This window comes from Synechococcus sp. UW140 (genome assembly GCF_900474295.1).
Lineage (GTDB): Bacteria > Cyanobacteriota > Cyanobacteriia > PCC-6307 > Cyanobiaceae > Synechococcus_C.
The window spans coordinates 39,342-61,983 of the sequence record NZ_UCOB01000021.1 but is presented as its reverse complement, the minus strand read 5'-3'; the positions used below and the strand labels follow the sequence as shown (position 1 = coordinate 61,983).

Below are 22,642 nucleotides of genomic sequence, written 5' to 3'. Positions count from 1 at the left end.
GGAACAGGCCACGCGATGGATGGCCTCGCAGCCGTCACGCATCGACGCGATGCGCAGTTTGCCTCAGTTCGACAGTTGTAGCTGTGAAAGCACTTCGCTGAGTGACCGAATCACGCAGTGCTGACCTGGATTCTGATCGGGGTTGTTGTCTCGAAGGCTAAATAGTGTTCTTAGGCCTGCCTCCTCTGCTGCATCACACTCCGCCTTGTTGTCGCTGATAAACGTGATCTGCTTGGAGCGAATGCCGAGCTGCTTTGCGATGTTGATGTAAGAGCCACTTGCCTTCTTGGGGCCGGTATGGGTGTCAAACCAAGCGCAGAATAGATCTCTGATGTCTCCCTCTGGCGTGTATTGGTAGAGCAGTTTCTGGGCATTGATGCTGCCAGATGAATACACAGCAAGCTTTAAGTCTGTCCTTCTCCAGCTGCGAAGTGCTTGCAGGGCTTCGGGGAAAAGTTCGGTTTGAAGCGCTCTATCTCGATATCCCTGTTCCCATATGCGTCCCTGGAGATCCTTCAGGCTGGTCGATTTCCTGTCGATGCTGATGAGGTGCTGAAAATAGTTGCTGATGGCTTGATGGGCCGTGTCTTCCTCTTCCGCTGGGGATTGCTGTAAGAGCTTTTGGCTTGTTTCGTCTTGATCAATGCGCCATTCTTGCCAGGCTTCTGTGATGACAGTCTGCACTTCTTTGTTGTGTCCATGCAAGATCAGGTAGGGATCTAGTTGCTTTTTTGCATAGGGGAATAGCACAGACGACACAAAGCTGATTGGGCATGTTGTGCCTTCGATATCGAGTAGTAGATGCGTGGTTTGAGTCATCTCATCCTCAGCAATTGCTCTTTCCAGTGCAGCTTTAGTAGGAACTCGAGGATTTCCACATGACGCCTTGCTTCGAGCAATGTTTCGCCCCAAGCGTAAAGGCCATGGCCAGCCACAAGCAAGCCATAGGGTGCATCGGCGAGCAAAGGTTGAGCATGCTTGCACATCATCTTGAGGTCTTGATGATTGGCGATCACCGGTATCTCAATGCAGGTGTTGTGGGTGGTGATGCCACGGAGGCCCTTCAGCATTTCCCATCCCTCGAGAGTGATGAATCCCTTGCTGACTGCGTGTTTGGACACAACCGTTGCGTTTGCCGAATGGGTATGCAGCACAGCACCACTGCCACATGTTTCGACAATGGTTAGGTGCATCAACGTTTCCGCACTCGCCTTCCCCAGGCCGCTGAGCACCTCTCCGTTGTGATTCACTTCGATCAGCATGTTTGCTTCGACTCTGCCCTTGTCGACTCCACTTGGTGCCATCAGCAGGGTTGTTGGCTGCTTGCGCAGGACAACGCTGAAATTTCCGCCTGTGCCGTCGCACCATCCACGCCGGTGCAAATCCTGAATGGCTTTAATCAGATCCTGATGGGGCGTCACCACCGGCTGCGTCTCGCTTGCGATAGCCCTGATTGATCTCAGTGCTGACAGTTGGGGCACCAGTGGGTGCTTCTGCCCACCAGTTTCTCACGCTGGATCGGTGTGCCACAGACGTGGCAGGGCTTGCCTGTTCGCCTGTAGACAGCTGCCTGGCCTCCGTAGTTGCCATTCACGCCTTCTAAGTCTCGAAAATCGCTGAACGTGGTGCCGCCTGCACCGATGCTTTGTTGGAGTACGGCGATCAAGCAGTCGCACAGCCGATCGAGCTGCTCTCGGTTGAGTGAGCCGGCGGTGGTGTGAGGATCGATTCCTGCTGCAAAAAGGCTTTCATCGGCGTAGATATTGCCGGCTCCTGCCACAAGGCTCTGATCCAGTAACGCCGCTTTGATCGAACGGCTGCTGCCTTTTAGTCGTTGCTTTAAATAGCGTCCATTGAAGGAGTCGCTGAAGGGTTCCGGCCCTAGCTTCTTCAGCCCGGTGATGATTGCTTCAGCGGGCAACTCGGGGGGAACCCACCACATCTCGCCGAAGCTGCGCATGTCAATAAAGCGCAGTTCGTCACCGCTCGGGTCCCAGAAGCGCACTCGTGTATGGCGGCAGGGCTCCTGCTGCTGTTCGCTATCCAGCCATAAAAACTGGCCTGTCATGCGCAGGTGCACGCCCCAAAGGCCTCGACTGGCGGTCTGGTCGCCATCGCTGTGGTCGTGCAGTTCGGCATAGAGGTATTTGCCGCGTCGGTGCCACCGACCGACCCATGCTCCTCGGAGACCTTCTGCGAACACAGAAGATCCTCCGGGACTGGCAATGGCCCTGTCCCGGAGGATTTCAACATCGTGAATCTGAAATGAACTGAGACGGTCTGCCAATCCGCGGCGAACCGTCTCAACTTCAGGCAGTTCTGGCAATGGCCTCAGGCCTTTTCCAGTTCAGCTTCAGCGAAGTTGTTGGTGTTGATGCCACCTTCTGAGCCGGAGATGCCGTTGTAGTTCACCTTTTCAAAGCGAACCACAACTGGGTAACGGATTCCGGATTTGTCGATTGAGGCCACAGTGCCCACATCGTTGAACCAGTAGGACTCAGGGCGCTTGATGCGCACCTTGTCACCTCGGGAGATCGCCATCGCTGCGCAGGAACGGGATGCAATGGGACGATATCTCCGGGCGGGTGCTCCCACGCCGTGAGCGTCACACAATGTCGTTCGCCGTGGCAGCATCCAGCTCCATCTCTGATGCCGCTGTGAGTTCCAGTCTCAGTCCTGAGCCCCCCATGCTGCAGATGGATCTCCCTGATCCTGAGCGGGATGACATCAGCACGCTGGAGTTCCTTGAGCAGCTGGACCAGGCCTGGGCAGTCTGTGATCGTTTCGACCTCCAGACCGAGATCCTCAGGGGGCGCATCCTCAAGGCAGTTCGCGATCGTGAGAAACGCGGTGGCGAAGGGCGTGGTGCTGGCTTTCTGCAGTGGTTACGCGAGCGTGAAATCAGCAAGACCCGGGCCTACAGCCTGATCCAGCTCGCTGAATCCGCCGAAGATCTGGTCGGGGGCGGCATGCTCGAGCAAGAGAGTGTGAACCATTTCTCCAAGCGGGCCTTCCTTGAAACGGCGCAGGCGGCCCCGGAAGTGCAGCTGATGATTTCAGAAGCTGCCAATGAGGGCCAGGAGATCACGCGCAAGCAGGTGCGGAGGCTGACCGATGAATTCACGGCGGCGACCAGTCCCCTGCTGCCCGAGGAGATTCGCGAGCGTACCCAGCAAAATCTGTTGCCACCCAGAGTGGTGGCTCCGCTCGTGAAGGAGCTCGCAAAGCTGCCAGAACTGCAGCAGGAGGATCTGCGCAAGGTGCTGCGCGATGAGCCTGAACTCGACCGGATCAAGGATGTCACCAGTACAGCTCGTTGGATCACGAAGGCCACCGAGAGTGGTGTGGCCGTGCGTGCCTTCCAGCAGGGGGAGCTGGACCTTGAGAAGGCCATGCAGGAGGCGCAGCGCCTGGATGCCCTTGGATTGCTGGCCGATGCCGTTGGCCAGGCCCAAGCGCTTGAGTCGGCGGTTCTCAAGTTGCATACCTCCTGGCGTCGGTTGGGGGGGCTGCAGGAGCGCCTGTGGGTCGAAAGCGGCAGCAGCACTCCTTACCTGCGCGATGTGCTCTCGGCGCTGCAGAGCCTGAGTGGCGCGACCATGCGGGTCTCGTTAGGTGAACTGGCCGGTGGCAAGCGGGTGCGATTGCAATTGGTTGAGGAGTCGCCAGAGCAGCTGGAATCGCCGTTGGTCCCCTAGATGTAGTGGCCGTTAAGCTGAGGGCCCTATCGCTGGTGTGGTTTGGATCCGCTGCTGGCGACGCTGCATGACCACTACGGCTGGGATGATTTTCGGCCCGGCCAGCGGCCGGTGATCGAAGCCCTCTTGGCTGGCAGGGATGCGCTGGCTGTACTGCCCACCGGTGGTGGTAAATCGCTTTGCTATCAGCTGCCGGCACTCGTCAAGCAGGGGTTGGTGCTGGTGATTTCACCACTGGTCGCCTTGATGGAGGATCAGGTTCGACAACTCCGCAGCCGTGACATTCCTGCCGCCTGTCTGCATGCGGGGTTACTGCCGGAGCATCGCCAACAGGTCTGTCGTGCTTTGGTGGAAGGCGAGCTCCGCTTGCTCTATCTCGCCCCAGAACGGCTTCAGTCGGCGCAGATCCGGGAGCTGATCGCCAAGACGCATGCCCAAGGTCGGCTTGTGGCGCTGGCTGTGGATGAAGCCCATTGCATCAGTGCCTGGGGGCATGATTTCCGCCCCGACTATCGACGTCTGGGCGACGTTCGTGCCCTTTGTGAGGGTGTGCCAGTGGTGGCGCTCAGCGCGACCGCCGCGCCGCGGGTGCGAGCCGACATCCTTCGCCTGCTCGATCTCCAGCGTCCTCTGGTGCAGGTGGCTTCTGCCCAGCGGGACAATCTCCATTACGTGATGCGCCGACGCCCCAAGGATCCGTTGGATCAAGTGCTGAAAGCGCTGGACAACTCCCGTGGTGCCTCGTTGATCTACGCACGCACCAGGCGATCGGTGGAGCGCTGGGCCGTTCGCCTGGAGGCCAATGGGGTTGAGGCGATCCCCTATCACGCCGGTTTGGAGCCCGGGCGGCGTCAGCAAGCGCTCTGCCACTTCCTGGAGGCCGAGAGGCCTGTACTGGTGGCCACGGTGGCCTTCGGTATGGGCGTTGATCGAGGTGATGTGGGGCTTGTGCTCCATCTCGATCTGCCCGCAACCCCCGAGGGGTACCTCCAGGAATCTGGCCGGGCCGGCCGTGATGGCCACCCTGCTCAGTGCATCGTGCTGTTCTCTCCGGGTGATCGCACCAGCCTCGGTTGGGCGATGCAGGCTTCATTGCGCCACGCGTCGGCCGATCAGCAGGCGGACCGCAGTCGCGTGGAACTGGCGCAGCAGCAGTTGCGACGGATGGAAGCCGTGGCGGAAGGTGAGATGTGCCGCCAGCAGGCGTTATTGCTAGCGGTCGGCGAACTGGCTGCGCCCTGCGGTCGTTGCGACCGTTGTCAGGAGACTCTCCCTCGTGATGATTGGTCGGAAGCGGCTCTTGCTGTGCTGCAGGCCTTGGAGAAAGACCATGGCACTGATCTCCGCAGTCTCAGTGACACTCTTGCCGAGGTTGAACCTCTGCGCTGGGGATGGTTGACCAGGCGGATGGTCCAGGAAGAGTTGATCAGCGAGAGCAATGACGGGGCCCAGAGGCTGTTCTTAAGGGACAGCGGTCGACGATTTCTGCGCCAGCCTTGGCCGCTGCACTACGTCGCCTGAGCGCAGGCTGTCTCAGGAGCCGCTTCCCTGGCGGCATCGGTCCTTGACAAGATCCTGCTCGTAGTTGTTTTGGGGTGCATTCCAGGTTTTCCAGGCGCCATTGGCTCCGGTGACGTTGATCTTGCGCGCTCCGCAGTTCACAGCGATGTACAAGGGCTTGCCGTCAGCATTGAGGGTTGGGGCTACATCACTGCCCGCCATGGTCTGCCAGTTGCTCCAGTCCACTTTCAGTGGGCCATAGCTGCGCCAGTCGGCCTGATTGGGGGCTACCGATGCAGTTGGCTTGGTGGAGGCCTTGGCGATCAGGTCGGATTTGCTGGCTGTGGTGGCCGGCTGCACAGCAGCGTTGGCGCTGGCGCTGGTGACGGAGGCCTCTTCAACTGAAGAGGAGCTCGCTGTTTCTCTTGCAGAGGTGACCTCATCCCGCGCTGGAGCTACGCCGGTGCTGATGGCTTGGTTGCTGGTGGCGTTGCTGTTGCTGGGGCTGGGTTCGATCACCGACTGGGTGCTGAGGCTGGCGGCAGACTCAGAGGGTGCCTGTCTCAGCAGCAGCTTGGTGCCCACCTTCACCTTGTTGGGATCAGTGAGGCCATTGATGTCCACCAGGGAGGCAACCGGGACTTCGTAAGCCTTGGCGATTTGGGTCAGGGTTTGGCCGCGCGCAATGGTGTGGCTGCTGGCGTTCGGAACCGGATTGACCGGCACAGGTTTGGTTTTGGCTGCTTTGGGTTGGGGCAGTACTGCATTGCTGGGCAGCCGGAGCCGTTGGCCCACCTCAACATGGTTGGCATCGCGGAGATGGTTGAGGGTGATCAGATCTCTTTCGGTGACGCGATAACGGCTGGCAATTGTGCTCAGACTTTCGCCACGGGCCACCGTGTGACGGCCGGCCCCAGCTGTGACTGTTGGGCCCGGCACCCTGAGGCGTTGCCCGGCTTCAACATGATTGGAGTTGCGCAATCCGTTCAAACGCATCAGCGATCCCACCGACACCCCGTAACGGTCGGCAATGTCGGAAAGGGTGTCTCCACGTCGCACCGTGACAGTGCCGCTGAGGGCCTGAAGCGGCATCAAGGCCGTCAGGGCCAGGGCTGCAAACAGGGCTCGGCGCATGTTCTTATTTCCTCTTGGCAAACCATAAGGTGCTTCAGCAAGGGCGCCAGTCCCGATTCAGCCAAGGATGCGTCGCATCAGATCCCGGCCCAGCCGGTAGGGGGGGTAGCGCAGGCGCAGATCGAGGAAAAATGGCCGTCTCAGCACGGAGCGTTCGTGGGAGAAGGTGCGGAAGCCTGCTTCGCCGTGGTAGCTGCCCATCCCGCTGGGCCCCACGCCACCAAAGGGCAGGTCTGGAATACCCACCTGCATCACCACGTCGTTAAAGCACACACCGCCTGAGCTGGTGCCCATCAGCAGCTCGTGCTGCTGATGCTGCTTCCCGCCAAAGAGATAGAGGGCCAAGGGTTTGGGCAGGCGGCGGATCCGTTCCATCGCCATGGCCAGATCGCGAACAGCGATCAGCGGTAGCAGCGGTCCGAACAGTTCTTCTTGCATCAACGGATCTTCAAGCGTGTTCACCGTCAGCACGGTTGGGGCGATTCGCCGGCTGTTGGCATCGCTTTCGCCGCCGATCAGGACCTGGCCATTGGCACGGGCTCCATTGAGAAGAGCCTCTAGCCGTTGATACTGACGGTCGTTGATGATCCGGCCGAGGTCGCTTGATTCCACTGGGTCAGTCCCATAGAGATCGACTCGGGCCGCTGCAAGGGCTTTCACCAGGGGATCCCGCAGGCTGTCTTCAACCAGTAGGTAGTCGGGGGCGATGCAGGTCTGGCCTGCATTCAGCCCTTTCCCCCAGATCAGTCGTCGTGCTGTGACGGCGAGATCAGCACCTGTCAGCACGATCGCGGGGCTTTTGCCGCCCAGCTCCAGGGTGACCGGTGTGAGATGCCTTGCTGCTCCAGCCATCACCTTGGCACCAATGCTGCCTCCGCCAGTGAAGAAGATGTGGTCATAGCCCTGATCCACCAGGGCAGCTGCTGTGGACCCGTCGCCTTGCACCACCCGCACCACCTCAGGGTCAAAGGCGCTGCCAAGCAGCCGTTCGATGAGGGCAGCTGTGGCTGGAGCCTGCTCTGAGGGCTTGACCACGGCGGTGTTGCCTGCTGCAAGGGCGCTGATCAGTGGTTGCAGGGTGAGATGGAAGGGATAGTTCCAGGGGCCAATGATCAGGACGCAGCCGAGGGGTTCGCGGATGACTTCGGCCCTGCCCGGTTGCAGCGGTAGCGGGACCGGGACCCGGCGTGGGCGCATCCAGCGGCGCAGTTGCGTGTCACAGAGCCGCAGCTCTTGCCGAAGGGCGAGCACCTCCACCATCCCTTCCGTTGTGGGTTTGCCCAGATCTGCCCGCAGGGCCTCGAGGATCTCGCCCTCGTGTTGATCGAGCAGGGCGCGCATCGTCTGCAGTTGCTTGCGACGCCAGGCTTCCCCGCGGGTTGCACCATGGACGACCAGCCCTCGAAGCGAAGGCAAGTCCGGCAAATTCTGGGGTGCAGGCGGTGAACTGAGCGTCATGGGCCAACCGTTACGGCGCCATGCTGGCAATTCATCCGGGCGAAAGGGCTGACGTCGGTCTGATCCGGGTCTAGCTATGGGATTGGCTAACGCAGAACGGAATGCAGCAGCCCTGGTGGAACGGCGCCGTGATCTACGAGCTGATCGTGCGCAGTTATGCCGACGGCAATGGCGACGGCATCGGTGATCTTCAAGGATTGGCTGGGCGCCTCCCCTATTTGCGCTGGCTTGGGGTGGATGCTCTGTGGTTGACGCCGATCTATCCCTCGCCCCTTCAGGACGGTGGATACGACATCACCGATTTCACCGAGATTCATCCCGACCTGGGGGACCTTTCAGCCTTCCATCGTTTTCTCACTGCTGCTCACAAGCACGGCATCAAGGTGGTGCTCGATCTGGTGCTGAATCACACCAGTACCTTGCACCCTTGGTTCCAGCGGGCCCGCTGGGCGGCTAAGGGCAGTCCTGAAAGGGATGTCTACGTCTGGAGCGATGACCCCCAGCGTTATGCCGATGCACCTGTCCTCTTTCGCCATTTCGAATCTTCGAATTGGGAATGGGATGAAGTGGCTCAGCAGTATTACCTGCATCGTTTTCTCAGTCATCAGCCCGACCTGAATTACGAGAACCCTCTGGTGCAGGAGGCGATGCTCGAGGTGGTCGACTTTTGGATCGACCGCGGTGTGGATGGCTTTCGCCTTGATGCCATTCCCTTTCTCTTTGAAGAGGAGGGATCGCGCTGTGAGGGCTTGCCGGCCACGCATACGTTTTTGAAACGACTGCGGAAACGGGTGGATGCCCACAGCCGGGAGGTGCTGCTGCTGGCCGAAGCGATCCAGCCGGTTGATGAGGCGGCTCCGTATCTGCAGGACGACGAGCTGCACGGGGCGTTCAATTTCGCGCTCACCGCCCATCTGTTCGCGGCCATTGCCAGTGGTCGTACTGAGGCTCTGCGCGTTTGCCTGGATCAAGCACAGGAGGCTGTGCAGGGTTGTCGCTGGGCTCTGCCCTTGCGAAACCACGACGAGCTTTGGCTAGGGGATGGTCACCTGGTCAGTGATGACGTGGTGCAGACCATCAGAGCTGGCTTGCATCAGGGCCAGGGGCATTGGCTCAACTGGGGCATCAATCGCCGGTTGGCTCCGCTCCTGAACGGTGATCCCGGTTCCAATCGGGTGCTGCATGCGCTGATCTACAGCCTGCCTGGAATGCCTTGCCTCTATTACGGCGATGAGCTGGGGATGGGCGATTGGCCTGGCTTACGGGATCGGGATCCCAATCGCACGCCGATGGCCTGGACCCCAGCTCGCAACGGCGGCTTCTCAACCGCACCTGACCCCTTACTGGTGCTGCCCTCGATCACGGCTCCTGGTTATCACCACCGGGTTGTGAACGTGGAGGTTCAGAAGCAATTGCAGGGGTCACTGCTCAATTGGCATCGCCGCATGCTCACTTGTCGGAGATTGCTTCCGGCCTTGCGGCACGGAGGTTTTGAGTTGCTGGATTGCAGTCATCCGGCAGTCATTGTTTACGTGCGAACCAGTGAGTCGATGACCGTGTTGGTGGCTGCCAATCTCTCGGCTGCCGGCGCCTCGCTTCGCTTGGATTTGAGCCGCTGGCAGGGCCAGCGCACACGGGAGGTGCTCTGGGGCAGTGAATTCCCTGAGGCGGATCGGAATTGGTTTGTTTATCTGCCTGCCCATGGCTTCAGCTGGTGGCTGATCGGGGAAGTGGATGAGGAAGCCGATCAGGAATCGGTCCAGCAGGACCAATCGGTCAGTGCGCAAGGTTGAGGCTCGGCCCGCAGGCTGCATGCCCCTGGTTCTCCAATAGCTCATTCACGAGAGGCACGAGCCGCTCGGCTTCGCTCTGATCCACCATCGCCAACCGGCAGCGTCGGGCCAGTACATCGGTCGCGTTGCGAGCGTGTTCGGAGTGGATGGCGTGCTGGAGTTCGCCTCGGCAGATGGGGATGACCTCGCTGAGAGGTTGGCGATCGCTCTCGCTCCAGCCACCCACCAAGGCTGGGGCCCGCAAGCCGAAGTTGCTGTGCAGATGGTTGGCTTGAGCGGTGCGCAAGACCGTGTTCGGAAGCAGTGCCTCCAGCTCCTGCCGTTGCTGGCTCAACAGGGCACTGGTCTGCCCGGGCACCGTGGCGGAGCCCAGCAGAGGCAGCGCTTGCCGGGGCGGCAACGGTCTTTCAAGTTGCGCGGCCACGGCCTCGAGGGTGTCGATTGCCATGGGTCTGCAGGTCGTCCACTTCCCCCCCATCACGCTCACCAGCCCGCTTGGCAGGGTTTCAACCTCGTGTTCACGCACGACCCGACTGCTGCTGCGGTCGTCGCCCGAAGGCCGCAGCAGGGGGCGGCCACCAGCCCAGCAGCTGCCGACGCTGAGATCGCTGAGCTGGGGAAACCAGCGACGCACATAAGCGAGCAGATACTCCTGCTCCTCGGCGGAGGGAGCTGAGGCGGTCGCGATGTCACAAGCCGTGTCGGTGGTGCCGACAAGGGTTCGGCCAAAGAACGGCAGCATGAACAGCACCCGACCGTCATCGGTGGCGGGCAGCAGCAGGCCGACTCCCTCCGGGCAGAGGTTGGCCTTCAGCACCAGGTGCACGCCTCTGCTCGTGAGCATGCGCTCTGCTAAGTCGGGATCGGCCATGCGCCGGATTGCGTCGGATTGCATGCCTGTGGCATTGACCACCACCCGCGCGCTCCAACGTTGTTCGCGGCCATCAGCCGTGATGCTGATGGCACCGCAAATGCGTCCTTCAGGGGTCTTCTCCAGCTTGGTCACACGGCAACCTGTGTGGAGCTGTGCACCGGCTTGTTCGGCGCTGAGCGCCAGCAGAAGGTTGAGACGGGCATCGTCGAATTGCCCATCGCTGTAGGCGACCCCACCATTGAGCCCAGGCTTCAGCAAGGGAAGAGCCTGGTGAAGTTGCGCTTTGGAAAGGCAGCGACTGGCGCCGATACCTGTTCGCCCTGCCAGGGCGTCATAAAGGCCCAGGCCAATCCGGTAATAACCCTGTCCCACCAAGTTGGTGGTTGGTAGGGCTAGCTCGAGTCTGTGGGCAAGAAACGGAGCCTGTTCTAACCAGTGGCCGCGTTCCAAGAGGGCTTCACGCACCAGGCGAAACTGGGCCGGGTCGGCGGTTTTGAAGGCCAGTTCTAGATAGCGCACCCCGCCGTGCAGCAGCTTGGTGCTGCGGCAACTCGTGCCAGCGCCGATGTCGGCTCCGTCTAGGAGGGCGACCCGAAGGCCGCGGCAAACGGCTTCATAGGCCACGCTGGCGCCACTGGCACCCCCACCGATGATCAAAAGGTCGAGGGGGTCGCTCATCCCTGCCCTCCTTCGCTCCAGTGCAGGCTGCGGCGCACGGCCTCATCCCAGCGTTCGCACCAGCGCTGACGCTGGTTGCTGTCGAGGCCGGGCTTGAACAGGTCTCCTCCTTCCATCTTGGCGGGTACCAGGTCGCGCAGATCTGCGATCACCCCGGCCTCTGCACCTGCCAGAAGGGCGACGCCCCGTGCTGTGCTCTCGAGGCTGGCAGGACGTCTCACCCGCAGGCCGGTGCTGTCGGCTTGGGCCTGCAGTAGGGGATCGGAAGCGGCAGCACCGCCATCCACAGCCAGTTCCCCCAGGCCATGGCCAATCGATTGTTCGGCGAGCTGCACGAGGCTGGCTACTGACAGAGCAATCCCTTCCAGGGCCGCGCGGGCGATGTGACCAGGTTGGCTGTCGCGGGTCAGGCCGATGAGGAGGCCACGTGCGCTGGGGTCCCAGTGGGGCGTTCCCCAACCTGTGAATGCCGGCACCAACATCACCCCTGCCGCAGAGTCGACACTGGCGGCTAGCGCATTGATCTCAGCGGCTTCACGAATCAGTCCCAAGCCATCCCGCAGCCACTGCACCACGGTGCCCGCATTGAACAGGCTGCCCTCCAGGCAGTACGTGGGGGTGCCGTCGGCATCGGTCCAGGCCAGCGTGGTGAGCAATCCAGCATTGGATCGGCGTAGCTCTGAGCCGGTATTCACCACCAGGAAAGCCCCAGTGCCATAGGTGCATTTCGCTTCCCCCGCTTCGAGGCAGAGCTGGCCGAGGGTGGCGGCCTGCTGATCTCCCAGCAGGGCTCTGATCGGAACGCCGGCAAAGGGCAGGCCCTCGCTGATGGCGCCGAAGTTACCGCGGCACGGCACCAGCTCGGGTAGGGCTGAACTCGGCAAGGTCACTGCATCACAGAACGGCTCCATCCATTGGCGCTGTTCCAAATCCATCAGGAGGGTCCGACTGGCATTGCTCATGTCTGAGTAGTGCAGCCGTCTGCCACTGAGATGCCAGAGAAGCCAGCTTTCGACGGTGCCAAAGCAGAGGTCGTGGCGCTCTGCGGCAGCGCGGGCTGTTGGTTCATGCAGCAGCAGCCAGCGAATCTTGCTGGCGCTGAAATAGGGGTCAAGTAACAGGCCTGTGCGGTGGCACCAGTTGGCTTCGAGGCCTTGATCTTTCCACTGACGACAGATGTCGACGGTTCGTCCGTCTTGCCAGACCAGGGCTGGGCCGCACGGGGCTCCGTTACTGCGTTGCCACAGCACCGTGGTTTCCCTCTGGTTGGTGATGCCACAGCAGGTCACGGACCGACGCTGCTCGTCAGTCAGCATTGACTCCAGCTGCGCCATGGCCTGGCGCTGGCTCTCCCAGATCGCCAAGGGATCCTGTTCCACCCAGCCATCGGCGGGATAGCGGATCGCGAGGGGGGCAGAAGCGCTTGCCACCAGCGTTCCACTGCTGTCAAACAGGGCTGCACGTGAACTGCTGGTGCCCTGGTCTAGCGCCAGGAGGAGAGGCGTTGCTGCCATGGCCGACTCGTTTTTCAAGTGCTAGCGGTGGGGCACGCTCCTGCAAAGGTGGTTGGCTTTGAGTGATGCGTTTGCACTACCACCTGCTTGGGTCCCGGATGCCGTGGTCTATCAGGTCTTCCCCGATCGTTTTCGGCGCGCTGGGGTGACGCCAATCGCGTCTCAGCAGCGACAGGTGGCTGGGCTGCAGTGGCAGCCCTGGGGAAGCGACCCCATGCTCCAGGGCTTTCAAGGTGGTGATCTCTGGGGCGTGATCGAAAGCCTTGATCACCTGCAGGGACTGGGAGTGACCTGTCTGTACCTCACACCGATCTTCGCCTCGGCCGCCAATCACCGCTACCACGCCTACGACTACCTCAAGGTGGATCCGCTGCTTGGGGGTGATCAGGCCTTCGATGCATTGCTTGCGGAGCTGCATCGCCGCGGGATGCGCTTGATCCTGGATGGCGTGTTCAACCATTGCGGCCGGGGCTTTTGGGCGTTTCACCATTTACTGGAAAACGGCATCACGTCTCCTTATCGGGATTGGTTTCACATCCACCATTGGCCCCTGCATCCCTATCCCCGCACCGGAGAGTCGTGCGGATACAGCTGTTGGTGGAATGATCCGGCCCTGCCCAAGTTCAATCACGCGCATCCTCCGGTGCAGGATTTTCTCTTGCAAGTGGGACGCCATTGGCTCGAGCGAGGCATTGATGGCTGGCGACTGGATGTGCCTGATGAGGTTCCTTCTGGGTTTTGGATTTCATTTCGGCGCATGGCGCGATCGGTCAATCCGGAGGCCTGGATTGTTGGGGAGATCTGGGGTGATGCGGTTCCTTGGTTGCAAGGGGATCAGTTCGACGGTGTGATGAACTATCGCCTCGGTTGGAGCAGTCTTTGCTGGGCCGCGGCAGGACGATTATCAGAGGCCTACAACAACCCTCAATATCCGCTGGAGCCGCTTGACGCTGACGCGCTGCTCGCGATTTGGACGGCCACCCAGGACAGCTGCCGGCCTGAGGTCAACGCTGCCCAGCTGAACCTGCTTGATAGTCATGATGTCCCCAGGGCATTGCACACGCTTAAGGGAGATGCAGCCGCGTTGCGCCTCGCCTTGTTGTTGTTGATCCTCCAGCCTGGAGCGCCCTGCATCTATTACGGCACTGAAGCAGGATTGCGGGGTGGTGAGGAGCCTGAGTGCCGCGAAGCCATGCCTTGGGGGCAGCCCTGGCCGCATGACTTGTGCTCTGCGATCCAGGCGTTTTTGCAGTTGCGTCGTCGCTTCCCGATCCTCAGGAAGGGCGGATTGTGTTGGCATCCTCAGGGCCGCGATGGGCTGATCGGTCTCGCCCCCGGCTTGGCGGTTGGCCTCAACCGCAGTCGGCAGCGGGTCCTGACTCTGGATCCTCAGCTTGTTAGTCAGGCATCAGACGCAACGCTCGACTGCGAGTTGCTGAGCGGGGCCGCTGGGCCTTCACCCTTGACACTGTCTCCGCAATCGGCGGTGCTGTTGAGCCAAGGCACAGGAGGCTCAGGCTGTTCGGACTGACGACATCCAGGCGATGGCTCAGATCTTTGGTGTCGGCATGGACGCCATCAATCGGAACCTTGCGTTGCCACTGACGGGTGTCAAGGCGCAAACGCTTCAACGGCCATGCCCCACGCAATCGATTTGAATCAATCAACAAGATCCACCCCCGGTGCCAGGGGGTGGAGAAGAAGCCCTTGTCGAGACTTGAACTCGAGACCTCTCCCTTACCAAGGGAGTGCTCTACCGCTGAGCTACAAGGGCATGTGGAGGATGGGCCGGGTTGGATTTGAACCAACGTAGGCAGAGCCAGCGGATTTACAGTCCGCCCCCATTAACCACTCGGGCACCGACCCGAACCACACCCAGAGAATTTACCAGCCGGTCTGCCATTTTCTTCGTTGATCAGGGCAAGAACCAGAAGCTCGATACGATCAGATTCAATTCAGTCCGCGTGAGGGCCATGCGCCTGCTCTTGCTTAATGGCCCCAATCTCAACCTGCTGGGGAAGCGCGAACCAGGGTTGTATGGATCTGCGACTCTTCCAGCGATTGAAGCTGCGCTGGCGCTCCAAGCCAGTGATCTCGGCGTGGAGCTGGACTGCTTCCAGAGCAATTTTGAGGGAGCTCTGGTGGATCGCATCCACGAGGCGATGGGCCAGGTGGATGGGATCATGATCAATGCCGGCGCTTACACCCACACCTCGATCGCTCTAAGGGATGCCTTGTTGGGAGTGGCGATTCCCTATCTGGAACTGCATCTGAGCAACATCCATGCACGGGAGCCCTTTCGCCATCAGTCGTATCTGGCCGATCAGGCTGTGGGTGTGATCTGTGGCTTCGGCGCCGACAGCTATCGCCTGGCTCTCGATGGACTGGTTGGCCATCTGCGGGCTCGTGTGAAAGAGGCGGTTTGATGGTGCTCTTGTCTCCTGCTCAGGCTGGTGATCAGAGCCTTCAAAAAACTGTCGCAAGTATCCGCTGGCTCGCCGCTCCCACCAGTGCTTCATGGCTGGATCAAGCCAATGCCAGGCCGATCGAAGTGCTCATCGATCATGCCCATTGCGAGCGAAAGGCTGCGGGTGCGGCCGTGCAGCTGATGTTTCGATACCTGTGTGAGCCTGGCCTTGGGGAAGCCCTGAGCCCACTTGCTCGCGAGGAGCTCCAGCATTTTGAGCAGGTGCTAGCGGTGCTTAAGGGACGAGGGCGTTACCTCGAGCCTCTGCCTTCACCGGGTTACGGCGCGAAGCTGGCGAAACAGGTGCGCCGGCCCGAGCCGGACCGCATGCTGGATTCCTTTCTCGTCGCCGGTCTGATCGAGGCGCGCAGCCATGAGCGCATGGCATTGCTTGCAGAGCACAGTCCTGATCAGGAGTTACGGCAGCTCTATGGAGCGTTACTGGCTAGCGAGGCCCGCCACTTCGGTCTCTACTGGATGCTGTGCGAAGAGCGTTGGGATCGGTCCGTCGTGATACCTCGTTTGGAGCAGTTGGCCGCGCATGAAGCCCAGATCCTGACTGGAGAGTTGGAGAATCCGGTGGATGTTCGCATGCATTCCGTTGGGGTGGTTAGCCCCTAATGCAGCTGCCTTCGCTCTTGGCATGTTGTTTGGAGGAACCCTCTAGACCGTGCTTTTGGCGACTTTTTGTATCGGGATGGCACAGCAAAATTACTTAGCCGGCCTGTTGGTGGTCGGTGCGTCGAGTCTGGGAGTCTTCTGGGGGGAGGGCTCCTTTTTATTGAAGGCAGGAAGGCCGGTTGATCGGCGAGTCCAGCCTGTGCTGGAGAGTGTTAGCGCTGCTGACCCGTCTTCATGCTCATTGCCTTCCAGCGGTGATGCGTCTCACAGTGGAGGCCTGATGCTTGTTGTGGCTGGGCGTTGATGATCAAGATCCTCTGGCTAGCCCTGACGGTCTACTTCTTGAGCCGTCTTGTTAAAGGGCTTCTGCGTGGAGTGAAGGAGATCAAGAGTGAGGCCAATGAGGATGGGCAAGTAGTGGATGTTGATGTTGTCGAGAATGAGCACGACGACTGATGGTTGTCGCTGGCTCCAGATCCAACGTCATCTCCTGCTGCCTTGCAATCCAGAAGGGGGGTGGAGTGAGGCTCTGACGTGGCGCCGCACATGCTGAGGTCAAGCCTGTCGAATGGATAGATCTTTGGCATTGCAAAAGATTTCGACCCTCGGGTGTTTTGCGGTCTTTGCGAGCATCTGTGTATGAGCGATGAGTTGAAAACCGTTTCTGCATTTCTGGCTCTGAATGCTGGAATCATCGCCTTTGTGATTCTCTTGTGTTTCAGAGGAGGAATTGACGTTCTGGGAATGTTTGAATTCCTGACTGGTTAGAGCTCAGCTTTTGAGCTCTTGGCCGAATTGAGTTTGTGCCGCCGCGGTTTTGCTTGGCGTGGTTTCTGACGGCTACTCGTCTTCGGCGACGTAGAAAGGTTCGTTTGCCCCGGGTTGGTCGTTATCGAGTACGAGAGCGCGGAGAGCATCATCGCTTTCAAACACGATTAAGCCTTGATCTGGATCGACACTATTCATCTCGGGATGGTCGTTAACCAGGCGCTTGTAATGACGCCAGTTGTTGATGTATTGACGAACTTTCTCGCTTAGATGAATGACTAGGGCGATGTTAAAAAGCGCAAGCGCAAGAAAGAGCAATGCTTGCATCAAGTACCAGTCTGTCTTGGTTCACTTTAGCTCCGGTTCAAGCTTTTGTGGAGTAGCAGGTTTTACATGCTGCCCCGTCTTGGTGCTGGATGTTGTGGCTTAATTGCCCTTCCGGTCCGTTCGATTCCTGGTGGGGCAAGGATCGCCCCAGGGCCTGGATTCGGGTTGGCTGAGGCAACGATGCTGGTCAAAAAAAACACCCCGAGCCGAAGCTCGAGGCGTTTCGATCTAGTGGGCTGATAGCGAGGTGCTCAAGCAGCGGAGATGCTTAAGGGTGCCGCTGGGAAGCTGGTCGGCATCGGGTCGGACTGGCCTTCTGCAAGCGCTTTGGCGCGGCGATACATCTCGCTGTGGGTGGCTCCTTGGGCTTCCATCGCTGCCGCAACAACGGCCCAATTGCGAATTTCGGTGGTCATGTCAAAGCGAATGAACGAACCCAGAAACTGTGGCCAACACTGGCTGCTGGCCGTGACGGAGATACCCACACCTTGGCTGGATCGCGGTGCGCGCGGCCTGCGGTTATCGTCCATCGTCCGAATCGAGGAGAGTCGCCCTTGATACGTCAAGGAGATGAAGTGTCTTGTAATAATTTGGCCATTCTTTTTTCGATGCCATGGATGAGACCGTTGCTTCTTTCTCCTACGACCTCAATGCCTTGCGACTCGAATACAAGACGACCTGCGATGCGCTTAAAAGTTGGGGCGGAGGTGACCCAAGCGAGCAGGAGTTTCTGCTTCAAAAGAAGCAAGAAGTGTTTCGATGCCTCGCTGAGTACTCGTTCCAGAGTGCCGCGATCTAAATCAGGGTTGTTGCGGCCCTGATGCACTGTTGAGGCAGCTCGGCTTGGTGCACTGTGAAGGCCTCGTTCTGTTGCATCTGGAAAGGCGCCTTATTGCGTTGGCCGGTCCCTCTGATGTGAAGGGTTGCTCGTTCAGCCGCGTGAAGCACGAGATCCAGAAGGACTGGCTTGTGAGCAGGAGCAGTTTGGCGAACTGCCGTGGTCGGGCGAACCAAGTGCCCATGCTTGGTGAGCACTTGGTTCGCCGCTGAGTGCACTGGATTAGGCGGAAGGGTGAGACGTTCCGCGTGTCCCTGGGTAAATCGGTCGAGCCAGGAGTGTGTTCTGCTTGGCAGCCCCTGTTTTTCCGGCCTCGGATTTCTTCTGCTGAGCCGTGTTTGAGTCGTGGAATGACATGGACACCAGAGGAGATTGGGTCAGTCATAACCCTGGTGCAAACTGCTGCGCACGTCCGTGCCTTTGGCGACTTTTCCGATCGTCTCGCGACTGCAGGTTCCATACCGCACCATTCTTGATGTCATGGCTGGAGAGGTTGGTGGGTGCATTGCGAAGGCGCACGGATGCCTGGGCTCAGAGTGGGCTTCGTTTCATCTGTATGAACTGACGGCAGCTGAGTTGCCGTTCTGATCCCGATCGTGCTGGTTCAGATCTGATCTGTGGTCGCTTCTGGCTTCTCTGTCTAGATCTGAGGTCTGTTGGATCTCATTCGAAGGTCAGCACAATGGGTTTGCGGAAGACGGCCACATGCGGATTGCTCGCTCTCTCGGCCATGGCAGTGGTGGCCTGTCAGAAGCCCGCCGCCGAGTCGGATGGCGGGTCTAAGGCAGCACAGGCCACAGCTAACGCGTTTGAAACCGGAAGCTTGCGGGCCGTGGTGATCGGTGATGCCTTGCCGATGGTTCAGAAGAATGGCGACAACTATGACGGCCTGTCTTTTGTTGTGCTGGAGGCGATCCGTGATCAGATGAAAACGGCGCCCCATGCCAAGGCCGACAGCTTCGCGATCGAACCGGTTGCGGTGACATCAGCCCGAGAAGGGCTCGACAAAATTCGCTCCGGTGCTGCAGATATCGCCTGTGGTGTGGCATTCAGTTGGGAGCGTCAGCGCACGCTTGATTTCACCATCCCCTTCGCCAATGGTGGTGTGCGGGTGTTAGCCCCCGAGGGCAACGATGGCACTCCAGGCAGTCTCCAGGGCAAGACCATTGGTGTTGTCCAGAACACGGTTGCTGCCGATGTGTTGGCACGGTCGCTTGACGACGCTCAGTTTCAGTTCTTCGATACTCCTGAGCAGGCTCTAGCAGGCCTCAAGAATGGTGATGTGTCCTTCCTTGGTGGTGACAGTCTCTGGTTGAAGGCCAATCGACAGGCGACCGCTCCCGATGATGCGTTGGTTCCTGACCGGGCCTACAGCCGCTCAGGCGTGGGCTGTGTCGTGGGTGATTCCACGCCCCATTTACTCAACGTCAGCAATCTGGCGATCGGTCGTCTGCTCTCTGCCTACATCGACAACGATCCTGCGGTGCGTTCGGAAATCAATCGCTGGATCGGAAGCGACAGCGCCATTGACCTGAGCGATCAGAAGATCAGCACTTTCTTCCGGATGGTTCTGTCGACCACTGCACAGTTCAGCAACAAGTAGCGCCACGCGCGCTCTTCTCCAGTTACGTCGTGTTTCTTTGACCTTCACCATGAACAAGACCACACTTCTCAGCCTTGCTGCTGCACTGGCTGCCAGCTCTGTGCTCTGTGAGTCCAGTCGTGCTGCTGTGCACAGTCAGCCTGATGCAAGCAATGCCTTGGAACAACGGATTCAAAAGATTGATCATCAGGTCTGGAGCGACCTGGATCATCAGCCCCCCCAAACGCCACCCTTGGTGGCGCGGGCCTGGGGGAATGGTCGTGGACGTGCCTGGGGCAATGGCCGTGGTCGCGGATTTGCCAATGGTGGCGGAGGAGGCTTTGGTAATGCTTACCGGGGAGGATTCGCAAACTGGTGAACAGCGCTGACTACGGTCCTATTGGCCTGGTGGTGATCCAGGCCACATCTCTCTGCAATCTTGATTGCAGCTATTGCTACCTGCCCGACCGTCAGAAGCGTCACCAGTTTGATCTCAGTCAGCTGCCGCTGTTGTTGCAGAGGATTTACGAGAGTCCCTTCTGGGGTCCTCATCTTTCGATTCTCTGGCATGCCGGTGAGCCTCTCACCTTGCCCTGTAGCTATTACGATGAGGCCACGAAATGCCTTGAAAAAGCGACTGCCGAGCTGCAGCAGCAGGGCGTGGTGATTGATCAGCACATTCAGACGAATGCCACCCTGATCAATGATCAATGGGCAGCGTGTATTAAGAGAAATAAGATTGAGGTTGGCGTCAGTATTGATGGTCCTGAGTGCATTCATGACTCCCATCGACGCTTCCGTAACGGCAACGGATCCCATCGGCACACGATGCGTGGAATTCGCACCCTTCAAGATCATGGTATTCCCTTTCACGCTATTGCAGTGCTTACCCATGAAGCACTAGATCAGCCTGATGAGATGTATGAATTTCTGCGGGATGAAGGCATTCATCACGTCGGATTTAATGTTGAGGAGCAGGAAGGTGTTCATGTCCACTCCTCCATGCAGGGGTTGAGGCGTGAGAAGCAGTACCGAGAGTTTTTGCGGCGTTTCTGGCGCCGTAATCAACGGGATGGCTTCCCTATCAAGCTGCGGGAGTTTGATCAGGTGTTGGAGATGATCAGCTTTGGTCAACGCCTTCGCCAAAACGAGATGAATCGCCCTTATTCGATTCTTAGTGTGGATGCGGCGGGCAATTTCTCAACCTTTGATCCGGAGCTGCTCTCGGTTGAAACCGAACGCTATGGCCTGTTCAATCTTGGCAACCTTCGCGATCTTTCGCTTGAGGATGCGACGCAAACGCAAGCGTTTCGCCAATTGCAGCACGATATGAATGCCGGCATGGCTGAGTGCAGGAGCCAATGCGATTACTACGGTTTCTGTGGTGGTGGTACCGGGAGTAATAAGTATTGGGAGCACGGCACGCTCAATGCCAGTGAGACCTGTGCCTGTCGCTTTTCCACCAAGATTCCTGTGGACGTGCTGCTTGAGCAGCTAGAGGAGCAGTCGGCTACGGCCAGCTGACTGGGGATTGGAGCTGCGCAATCCAGCCGGCCTGACGCCTGCCTGCGGTGGTTCTGTACTGCCCAGAGCTCTGCCTGTTGGTCTTCTTGCTGGGGTTCGGTGTCGCCAGGGTTGCAATCGCTACGCAATCGCAATCAAAGTCCAAAAGAAGTCCAAAGAGATTGACCAGTGCCCTGTGGGCAGTTTTAGTATTGGTCCTGTCGTTGCTTGTCTGGCGATGGTTGAACCTGTTGTGGCGGTTGCCGATTCCCTCCAGGCTCTTCGGAATGGCACCACAGATGATCAGTGGGATGTCCTGAAGGCCAACCCTTTGGTCAAAGACCTGTTGCGCAAGTGCTCTGATCTTGAGGCGGCGTTGCTGGTGGGCGAGTCCGTTCCGCAGCAGTCTCCCAGCAGCAACCGAATTGCGTTGAAGTCCGTTGTGGATGCTCATCTGCTGCTCGCTGCCTGAGAGCCTTCATCCCAGTCCATTCCCTGATCATTCCAATCGATCGAAGTGTTCGGCCAGGGTGTCGCCGGTGAACTCTGCGACCCAGCCCTCGGCCTGATTGAAGAAACGGATGGCGCAGAAGTTTGGTTCGCTTCCCATGTCAAACCAGTGTTTGGTGCCTGCCGGAACGGCAATCCAGTCGTCAGCTTCACAGAGCAGTTGGAGCACTTCCTCGCCGATGTGAAGGGTGAATAGCCCCCTTCCTTCCACGAACAACCGCACCTCGTCTTCGCTGTGGGTGTGTTCCCGCAGAAACTTCTCACGCAGGCTTGTTTTGTCGGTGTGATCCGGTGTGATCCGGATGGCGTCAACGGTGGGATAAGCACCTGACGCCTGCACTCTGGCCACCTCATTGGCGTAGGCCTGGAGGATGACCTCCTGGTTGGCTCCGGTTGGCAGAGCTTGGCTTGTTGGCCAGCGTTGGAAGTCAATCCCCCTCTCAGCCAGCTCCTGCTGAATCTGGTCTGGATCAGAGGCTTCGAGTAAGGGCGGTGCGGATGGCTTGGCGGCTTGATGGATGCGAAGTGTGCTCATTGCCGCTTCGAGGTCGTTGAGCATTCTGGGGGCAGGGCTGGCGTGACCTAGAACAAGCCCAGTTGCACCCAGGGGTCTGAGCATTACTGCATCCCCCGTTGTTCCCTCAACGTCTCCGCTGGTCCTGATCGGAGTCGGTCCCGGTGCTCCTGATCTGCTCACGCTTCGGGCCCATCGCTGTCTCTGCGCAGCTGAGGTGGTGGCCTATCCAGTGGCACGGCCGGAGGCCGTGGGGATGGCCGCTTCGATTGTGGCTTCGTATCTGCAGCCGAATCAGCGACATCTACCCCTGGTCTTCCCCATGGTCACAGAGCCTGACGCGCTGCAAGAGGCCTGGCGAGCGGCCGCTTCCACCCTTGCCAAGGAAGTGAGCCAGGGGCATCGGGTGGTGTTTCTTTGTGAGGGGGATATCTCGTTGTTCGCCACTGGCAGTTACGTGCTGCTGGCGCTTCAGCGCCATCATCCTGACGTGAGCTTGCAACTGATCCCTGGGATTTCCTCGGTATCCGCCGCCGCCGCCGCCGGCGCCTGGCCACTGGCCTTGCAACAGGAGGGCTTGTTGATCCGTCCTTGCCCTGAAACACCTGCAGCCATGGAGGCATTGCTTGATCAGGCTGAGGAGAGTGGCACCGTTCTCGCTCTGATCAAGTTGGGGGTGCGTTGGCAGTGGATCCAGCCGCTGCTTCGGGCTCGGGGGCTACTCGATCAGACTCTGTTCGCTGAGCGGATCGGTTGGGGTGATCAGCAGGTGGTGCCTGCGGCCGCCGTGCAAGCTGGGTCGCGGCCCTATTTCTCATTGCTGCTGGTCCGTCAAAGCAGCAGTGTCGTCTTGCCATAGGAGG

General features: G+C 59.4%; 24 protein-coding genes and 2 tRNA genes. 13 read left to right on the top strand and 13 right to left on the bottom strand.

Annotated elements, in window-relative coordinates; translation table 11 throughout:
• Positions 1-63: 63 nt before the first annotated feature.
• The 4 genes from mtnC to DXY10_RS08255 are packed head-to-tail and all read right to left on the bottom strand — an operon-like array spanning position 64 to position 2,541.
• Entirely contained in the window at positions 64-819 is a 756-nt protein-coding gene (gene mtnC / locus DXY10_RS08270; RefSeq protein ID WP_115018400.1) for an acireductone synthase, read from the bottom strand.
• Complete coding sequence (mtnB, locus tag DXY10_RS08265; RefSeq protein WP_244282108.1) at positions 816-1,421, bottom strand: methylthioribulose 1-phosphate dehydratase; 606 nt, start codon at positions 1,419-1,421, stop codon at positions 816-818. The genes mtnC and mtnB overlap by 4 nt, the downstream gene beginning before the upstream one ends.
• A gap of 38 nt (positions 1,422-1,459) precedes the next feature.
• Positions 1,460-2,326, bottom strand: coding sequence for a DNA-formamidopyrimidine glycosylase (locus tag DXY10_RS08260; RefSeq protein ID WP_115018399.1), 867 nt, complete (start codon positions 2,324-2,326; stop codon positions 1,460-1,462).
• A gap of 5 nt (positions 2,327-2,331) precedes the next feature.
• The gene (locus DXY10_RS08255; RefSeq protein WP_115018397.1) at positions 2,332-2,541 is read right to left on the bottom strand and encodes a photosystem I reaction center subunit IV; all 210 of its coding nucleotides are present in this window, start codon (positions 2,539-2,541) and stop codon (positions 2,332-2,334) included.
• A 71-nt stretch (positions 2,542-2,612) separates the two neighbouring features.
• Here DXY10_RS08255 and DXY10_RS08250 point away from each other — a divergent pair, with 71 nt between their 5' ends.
• Together DXY10_RS08250 and DXY10_RS08245 are read left to right on the top strand one after the other, a co-directional pair.
• A complete protein-coding gene (locus DXY10_RS08250) occupies positions 2,613-3,698 on the top strand; it encodes a hypothetical protein (RefSeq protein ID WP_115018395.1) in 1,086 nt (361 codons plus the stop codon).
• A 42-nt stretch (positions 3,699-3,740) separates the two neighbouring features.
• Entirely contained in the window at positions 3,741-5,219 is a 1,479-nt protein-coding gene (locus DXY10_RS08245) for an ATP-dependent DNA helicase RecQ (RefSeq protein ID WP_170955753.1), read from the top strand.
• A 12-nt stretch (positions 5,220-5,231) separates the two neighbouring features.
• Here the strand turns inward: DXY10_RS08245 and DXY10_RS08240 are convergent, their stop codons facing one another.
• Both DXY10_RS08240 and DXY10_RS08235 read right to left on the bottom strand, forming a co-directional pair.
• Positions 5,232-6,332, bottom strand: a complete 1,101-nt coding sequence (locus tag DXY10_RS08240; protein ID WP_115018393.1) for a LysM peptidoglycan-binding domain-containing protein — start codon at positions 6,330-6,332, stop codon at positions 5,232-5,234.
• A gap of 57 nt (positions 6,333-6,389) precedes the next feature.
• Positions 6,390-7,790 carry an aldehyde dehydrogenase family protein gene (locus DXY10_RS08235; RefSeq protein WP_115018391.1) on the bottom strand — a complete coding sequence of 467 codons (1,401 nt, stop codon included), beginning with the start codon at positions 7,788-7,790 and terminating at the stop codon, positions 6,390-6,392.
• A gap of 101 nt (positions 7,791-7,891) precedes the next feature.
• Here DXY10_RS08235 and DXY10_RS08230 point away from each other — a divergent pair, with 101 nt between their 5' ends.
• Positions 7,892-9,583 carry an alpha-amylase family protein gene (locus DXY10_RS08230; protein WP_115018389.1) on the top strand — a complete coding sequence of 564 codons (1,692 nt, stop codon included), beginning with the start codon at positions 7,892-7,894 and terminating at the stop codon, positions 9,581-9,583.
• On the opposite strand, the gene DXY10_RS08225 is transcribed toward DXY10_RS08230, so the two are convergent.
• Together DXY10_RS08225 and glpK are read right to left on the bottom strand one after the other, a co-directional pair.
• Positions 9,567-11,135 (bottom strand): glycerol-3-phosphate dehydrogenase/oxidase, encoded by a 1,569-nt coding sequence (locus tag DXY10_RS08225; RefSeq protein ID WP_115018388.1) that lies wholly within the window; start codon positions 11,133-11,135, stop codon positions 9,567-9,569. The two genes, DXY10_RS08230 and DXY10_RS08225, sit on opposite strands and share 17 nt — an antisense overlap.
• Complete coding sequence (gene glpK / locus DXY10_RS08220) at positions 11,132-12,649, bottom strand: glycerol kinase GlpK (protein ID WP_115018386.1); 1,518 nt, start codon at positions 12,647-12,649, stop codon at positions 11,132-11,134. The genes DXY10_RS08225 and glpK overlap by 4 nt, the downstream gene beginning before the upstream one ends.
• A 52-nt stretch (positions 12,650-12,701) precedes the next feature.
• On the opposite strand from glpK, the gene DXY10_RS08215 reads away from it, so the two are divergent.
• Positions 12,702-14,180: a glycoside hydrolase family 13 protein gene (locus DXY10_RS08215; protein WP_371411138.1), complete on the top strand. Its 1,479-nt coding sequence runs from the start codon at positions 12,702-12,704 to the stop codon at positions 14,178-14,180.
• 171 nt (positions 14,181-14,351) lie between these two features.
• Here DXY10_RS08215 and DXY10_RS08210 read toward each other — a convergent pair.
• A tRNA-Thr gene (locus DXY10_RS08210) sits at positions 14,352-14,423 on the bottom strand.
• 10 nt (positions 14,424-14,433) lie between these two features.
• Positions 14,434-14,515: transfer RNA gene (locus tag DXY10_RS08205), tRNA-Tyr, on the bottom strand.
• Between the two features lie 107 nt (positions 14,516-14,622).
• Between DXY10_RS08205 and aroQ the strand changes: the two genes are divergently transcribed.
• The 3 genes from aroQ to DXY10_RS14580 all read left to right on the top strand — a co-directional run bounded on the left by aroQ (position 14,623) and on the right by DXY10_RS14580 (position 16,193).
• Positions 14,623-15,075 (top strand): type II 3-dehydroquinate dehydratase, encoded by a 453-nt coding sequence (aroQ, locus tag DXY10_RS08200; RefSeq protein WP_115018384.1) that lies wholly within the window; start codon positions 14,623-14,625, stop codon positions 15,073-15,075.
• Complete coding sequence (locus DXY10_RS08195; RefSeq protein ID WP_115018382.1) at positions 15,075-15,737, top strand: tRNA-(ms[2]io[6]A)-hydroxylase; 663 nt, start codon at positions 15,075-15,077, stop codon at positions 15,735-15,737. The genes aroQ and DXY10_RS08195 overlap by 1 nt, the downstream gene beginning before the upstream one ends.
• 303 nt (positions 15,738-16,040) lie before the next feature.
• Positions 16,041-16,193 carry a hypothetical protein gene (locus tag DXY10_RS14580; protein WP_170955752.1) on the top strand — a complete coding sequence of 51 codons (153 nt, stop codon included), beginning with the start codon at positions 16,041-16,043 and terminating at the stop codon, positions 16,191-16,193.
• A gap of 384 nt (positions 16,194-16,577) precedes the next feature.
• On the opposite strand, the gene DXY10_RS08190 is transcribed toward DXY10_RS14580, so the two are convergent.
• The gene (locus tag DXY10_RS08190) at positions 16,578-16,832 is read right to left on the bottom strand and encodes a hypothetical protein (RefSeq protein ID WP_115018381.1); all 255 of its coding nucleotides are present in this window, start codon (positions 16,830-16,832) and stop codon (positions 16,578-16,580) included.
• Positions 16,833-17,083: 251 nt separating this feature from the next.
• On the bottom strand, positions 17,084-17,248 hold the full coding sequence (locus DXY10_RS14575) for a hypothetical protein (RefSeq protein ID WP_170955751.1): 165 nt from the start codon (positions 17,246-17,248) through the stop codon (positions 17,084-17,086).
• 197 nt (positions 17,249-17,445) lie between these two features.
• Between DXY10_RS14575 and DXY10_RS08180 the strand changes: the two genes are divergently transcribed.
• The 5 genes from DXY10_RS08180 (at position 17,446) to DXY10_RS08155 (ending at position 21,227) form a co-directional block, all read left to right on the top strand.
• A complete protein-coding gene (locus DXY10_RS08180; RefSeq protein ID WP_115018377.1) occupies positions 17,446-17,631 on the top strand; it encodes a hypothetical protein in 186 nt (61 codons plus the stop codon).
• A 721-nt stretch (positions 17,632-18,352) separates the two neighbouring features.
• Positions 18,353-19,273: an extracellular substrate binding-like orphan protein GrrP gene (grrP, locus tag DXY10_RS08170; protein ID WP_115018374.1), complete on the top strand. Its 921-nt coding sequence runs from the start codon at positions 18,353-18,355 to the stop codon at positions 19,271-19,273.
• 49 nt (positions 19,274-19,322) lie between these two features.
• Positions 19,323-19,631 carry a GrrA/OscA1 family cyclophane-containing rSAM-modified RiPP gene (gene grrA, locus DXY10_RS08165; RefSeq protein ID WP_115018351.1) on the top strand — a complete coding sequence of 103 codons (309 nt, stop codon included), beginning with the start codon at positions 19,323-19,325 and terminating at the stop codon, positions 19,629-19,631.
• A complete protein-coding gene (gene grrM, locus DXY10_RS08160) occupies positions 19,628-20,776 on the top strand; it encodes a cyclophane-forming radical SAM/SPASM peptide maturase GrrM/OscB (RefSeq protein ID WP_115018349.1) in 1,149 nt (382 codons plus the stop codon). Before grrA ends, grrM begins: the two co-directional genes overlap by 4 nt.
• Positions 20,777-20,993: 217 nt before the next feature.
• A complete protein-coding gene (locus DXY10_RS08155; protein WP_115018417.1) occupies positions 20,994-21,227 on the top strand; it encodes a hypothetical protein in 234 nt (77 codons plus the stop codon).
• A gap of 27 nt (positions 21,228-21,254) precedes the next feature.
• Here the strand turns inward: DXY10_RS08155 and DXY10_RS08150 are convergent, their stop codons facing one another.
• Entirely contained in the window at positions 21,255-21,800 is a 546-nt protein-coding gene (locus DXY10_RS08150) for an acireductone dioxygenase (RefSeq protein ID WP_115018415.1), read from the bottom strand.
• A gap of 118 nt (positions 21,801-21,918) precedes the next feature.
• Between DXY10_RS08150 and cobI the strand changes: the two genes are divergently transcribed.
• Positions 21,919-22,638, top strand: coding sequence for a precorrin-2 C(20)-methyltransferase (gene cobI / locus DXY10_RS08145; protein ID WP_115018347.1), 720 nt, complete (start codon positions 21,919-21,921; stop codon positions 22,636-22,638).
• The last annotated feature ends 4 nt before the right edge of the window (positions 22,639-22,642 follow it).

Coding starts and splice junctions, on each gene's coding strand:
- mtnC (WP_115018400.1), bottom strand. CDS start 819: ATGACTCAAACCACGCATCTACTACTCGATATCGAAGGCACAACATGC.
- DXY10_RS08255 (WP_115018397.1), bottom strand. CDS start 2,541: ATGGCGATCTCCCGAGGTGACAAGGTGCGCATCAAGCGCCCTGAGTCC.
- DXY10_RS08250 (WP_115018395.1), top strand. CDS start 2,613: ATGTCGTTCGCCGTGGCAGCATCCAGCTCCATCTCTGATGCCGCTGTG.
- DXY10_RS08240 (WP_115018393.1), bottom strand. CDS start 6,332: ATGCGCCGAGCCCTGTTTGCAGCCCTGGCCCTGACGGCCTTGATGCCG.
- DXY10_RS08235 (WP_115018391.1), bottom strand. CDS start 7,790: ATGACGCTCAGTTCACCGCCTGCACCCCAGAATTTGCCGGACTTGCCT.
- DXY10_RS08230 (WP_115018389.1), top strand. CDS start 7,892: ATGCAGCAGCCCTGGTGGAACGGCGCCGTGATCTACGAGCTGATCGTG.
- DXY10_RS08225 (WP_115018388.1), bottom strand. CDS start 11,135: ATGAGCGACCCCCTCGACCTTTTGATCATCGGTGGGGGTGCCAGTGGC.
- glpK (WP_115018386.1), bottom strand. CDS start 12,649: ATGGCAGCAACGCCTCTCCTCCTGGCGCTAGACCAGGGCACCAGCAGT.
- aroQ (WP_115018384.1), top strand. CDS start 14,623: ATGCGCCTGCTCTTGCTTAATGGCCCCAATCTCAACCTGCTGGGGAAG.
- DXY10_RS08195 (WP_115018382.1), top strand. CDS start 15,075: ATGGTGCTCTTGTCTCCTGCTCAGGCTGGTGATCAGAGCCTTCAAAAA.
- DXY10_RS14580 (WP_170955752.1), top strand. CDS start 16,041: ATGATCAAGATCCTCTGGCTAGCCCTGACGGTCTACTTCTTGAGCCGT.
- DXY10_RS08190 (WP_115018381.1), bottom strand. CDS start 16,832: ATGCAAGCATTGCTCTTTCTTGCGCTTGCGCTTTTTAACATCGCCCTA.
- DXY10_RS14575 (WP_170955751.1), bottom strand. CDS start 17,248: ATGACCACCGAAATTCGCAATTGGGCCGTTGTTGCGGCAGCGATGGAA.
- DXY10_RS08180 (WP_115018377.1), top strand. CDS start 17,446: ATGGATGAGACCGTTGCTTCTTTCTCCTACGACCTCAATGCCTTGCGA.
- grrP (WP_115018374.1), top strand. CDS start 18,353: ATGGGTTTGCGGAAGACGGCCACATGCGGATTGCTCGCTCTCTCGGCC.
- grrA (WP_115018351.1), top strand. CDS start 19,323: ATGAACAAGACCACACTTCTCAGCCTTGCTGCTGCACTGGCTGCCAGC.
- DXY10_RS08155 (WP_115018417.1), top strand. CDS start 20,994: ATGGTTGAACCTGTTGTGGCGGTTGCCGATTCCCTCCAGGCTCTTCGG.
- DXY10_RS08150 (WP_115018415.1), bottom strand. CDS start 21,800: ATGAGCACACTTCGCATCCATCAAGCCGCCAAGCCATCCGCACCGCCC.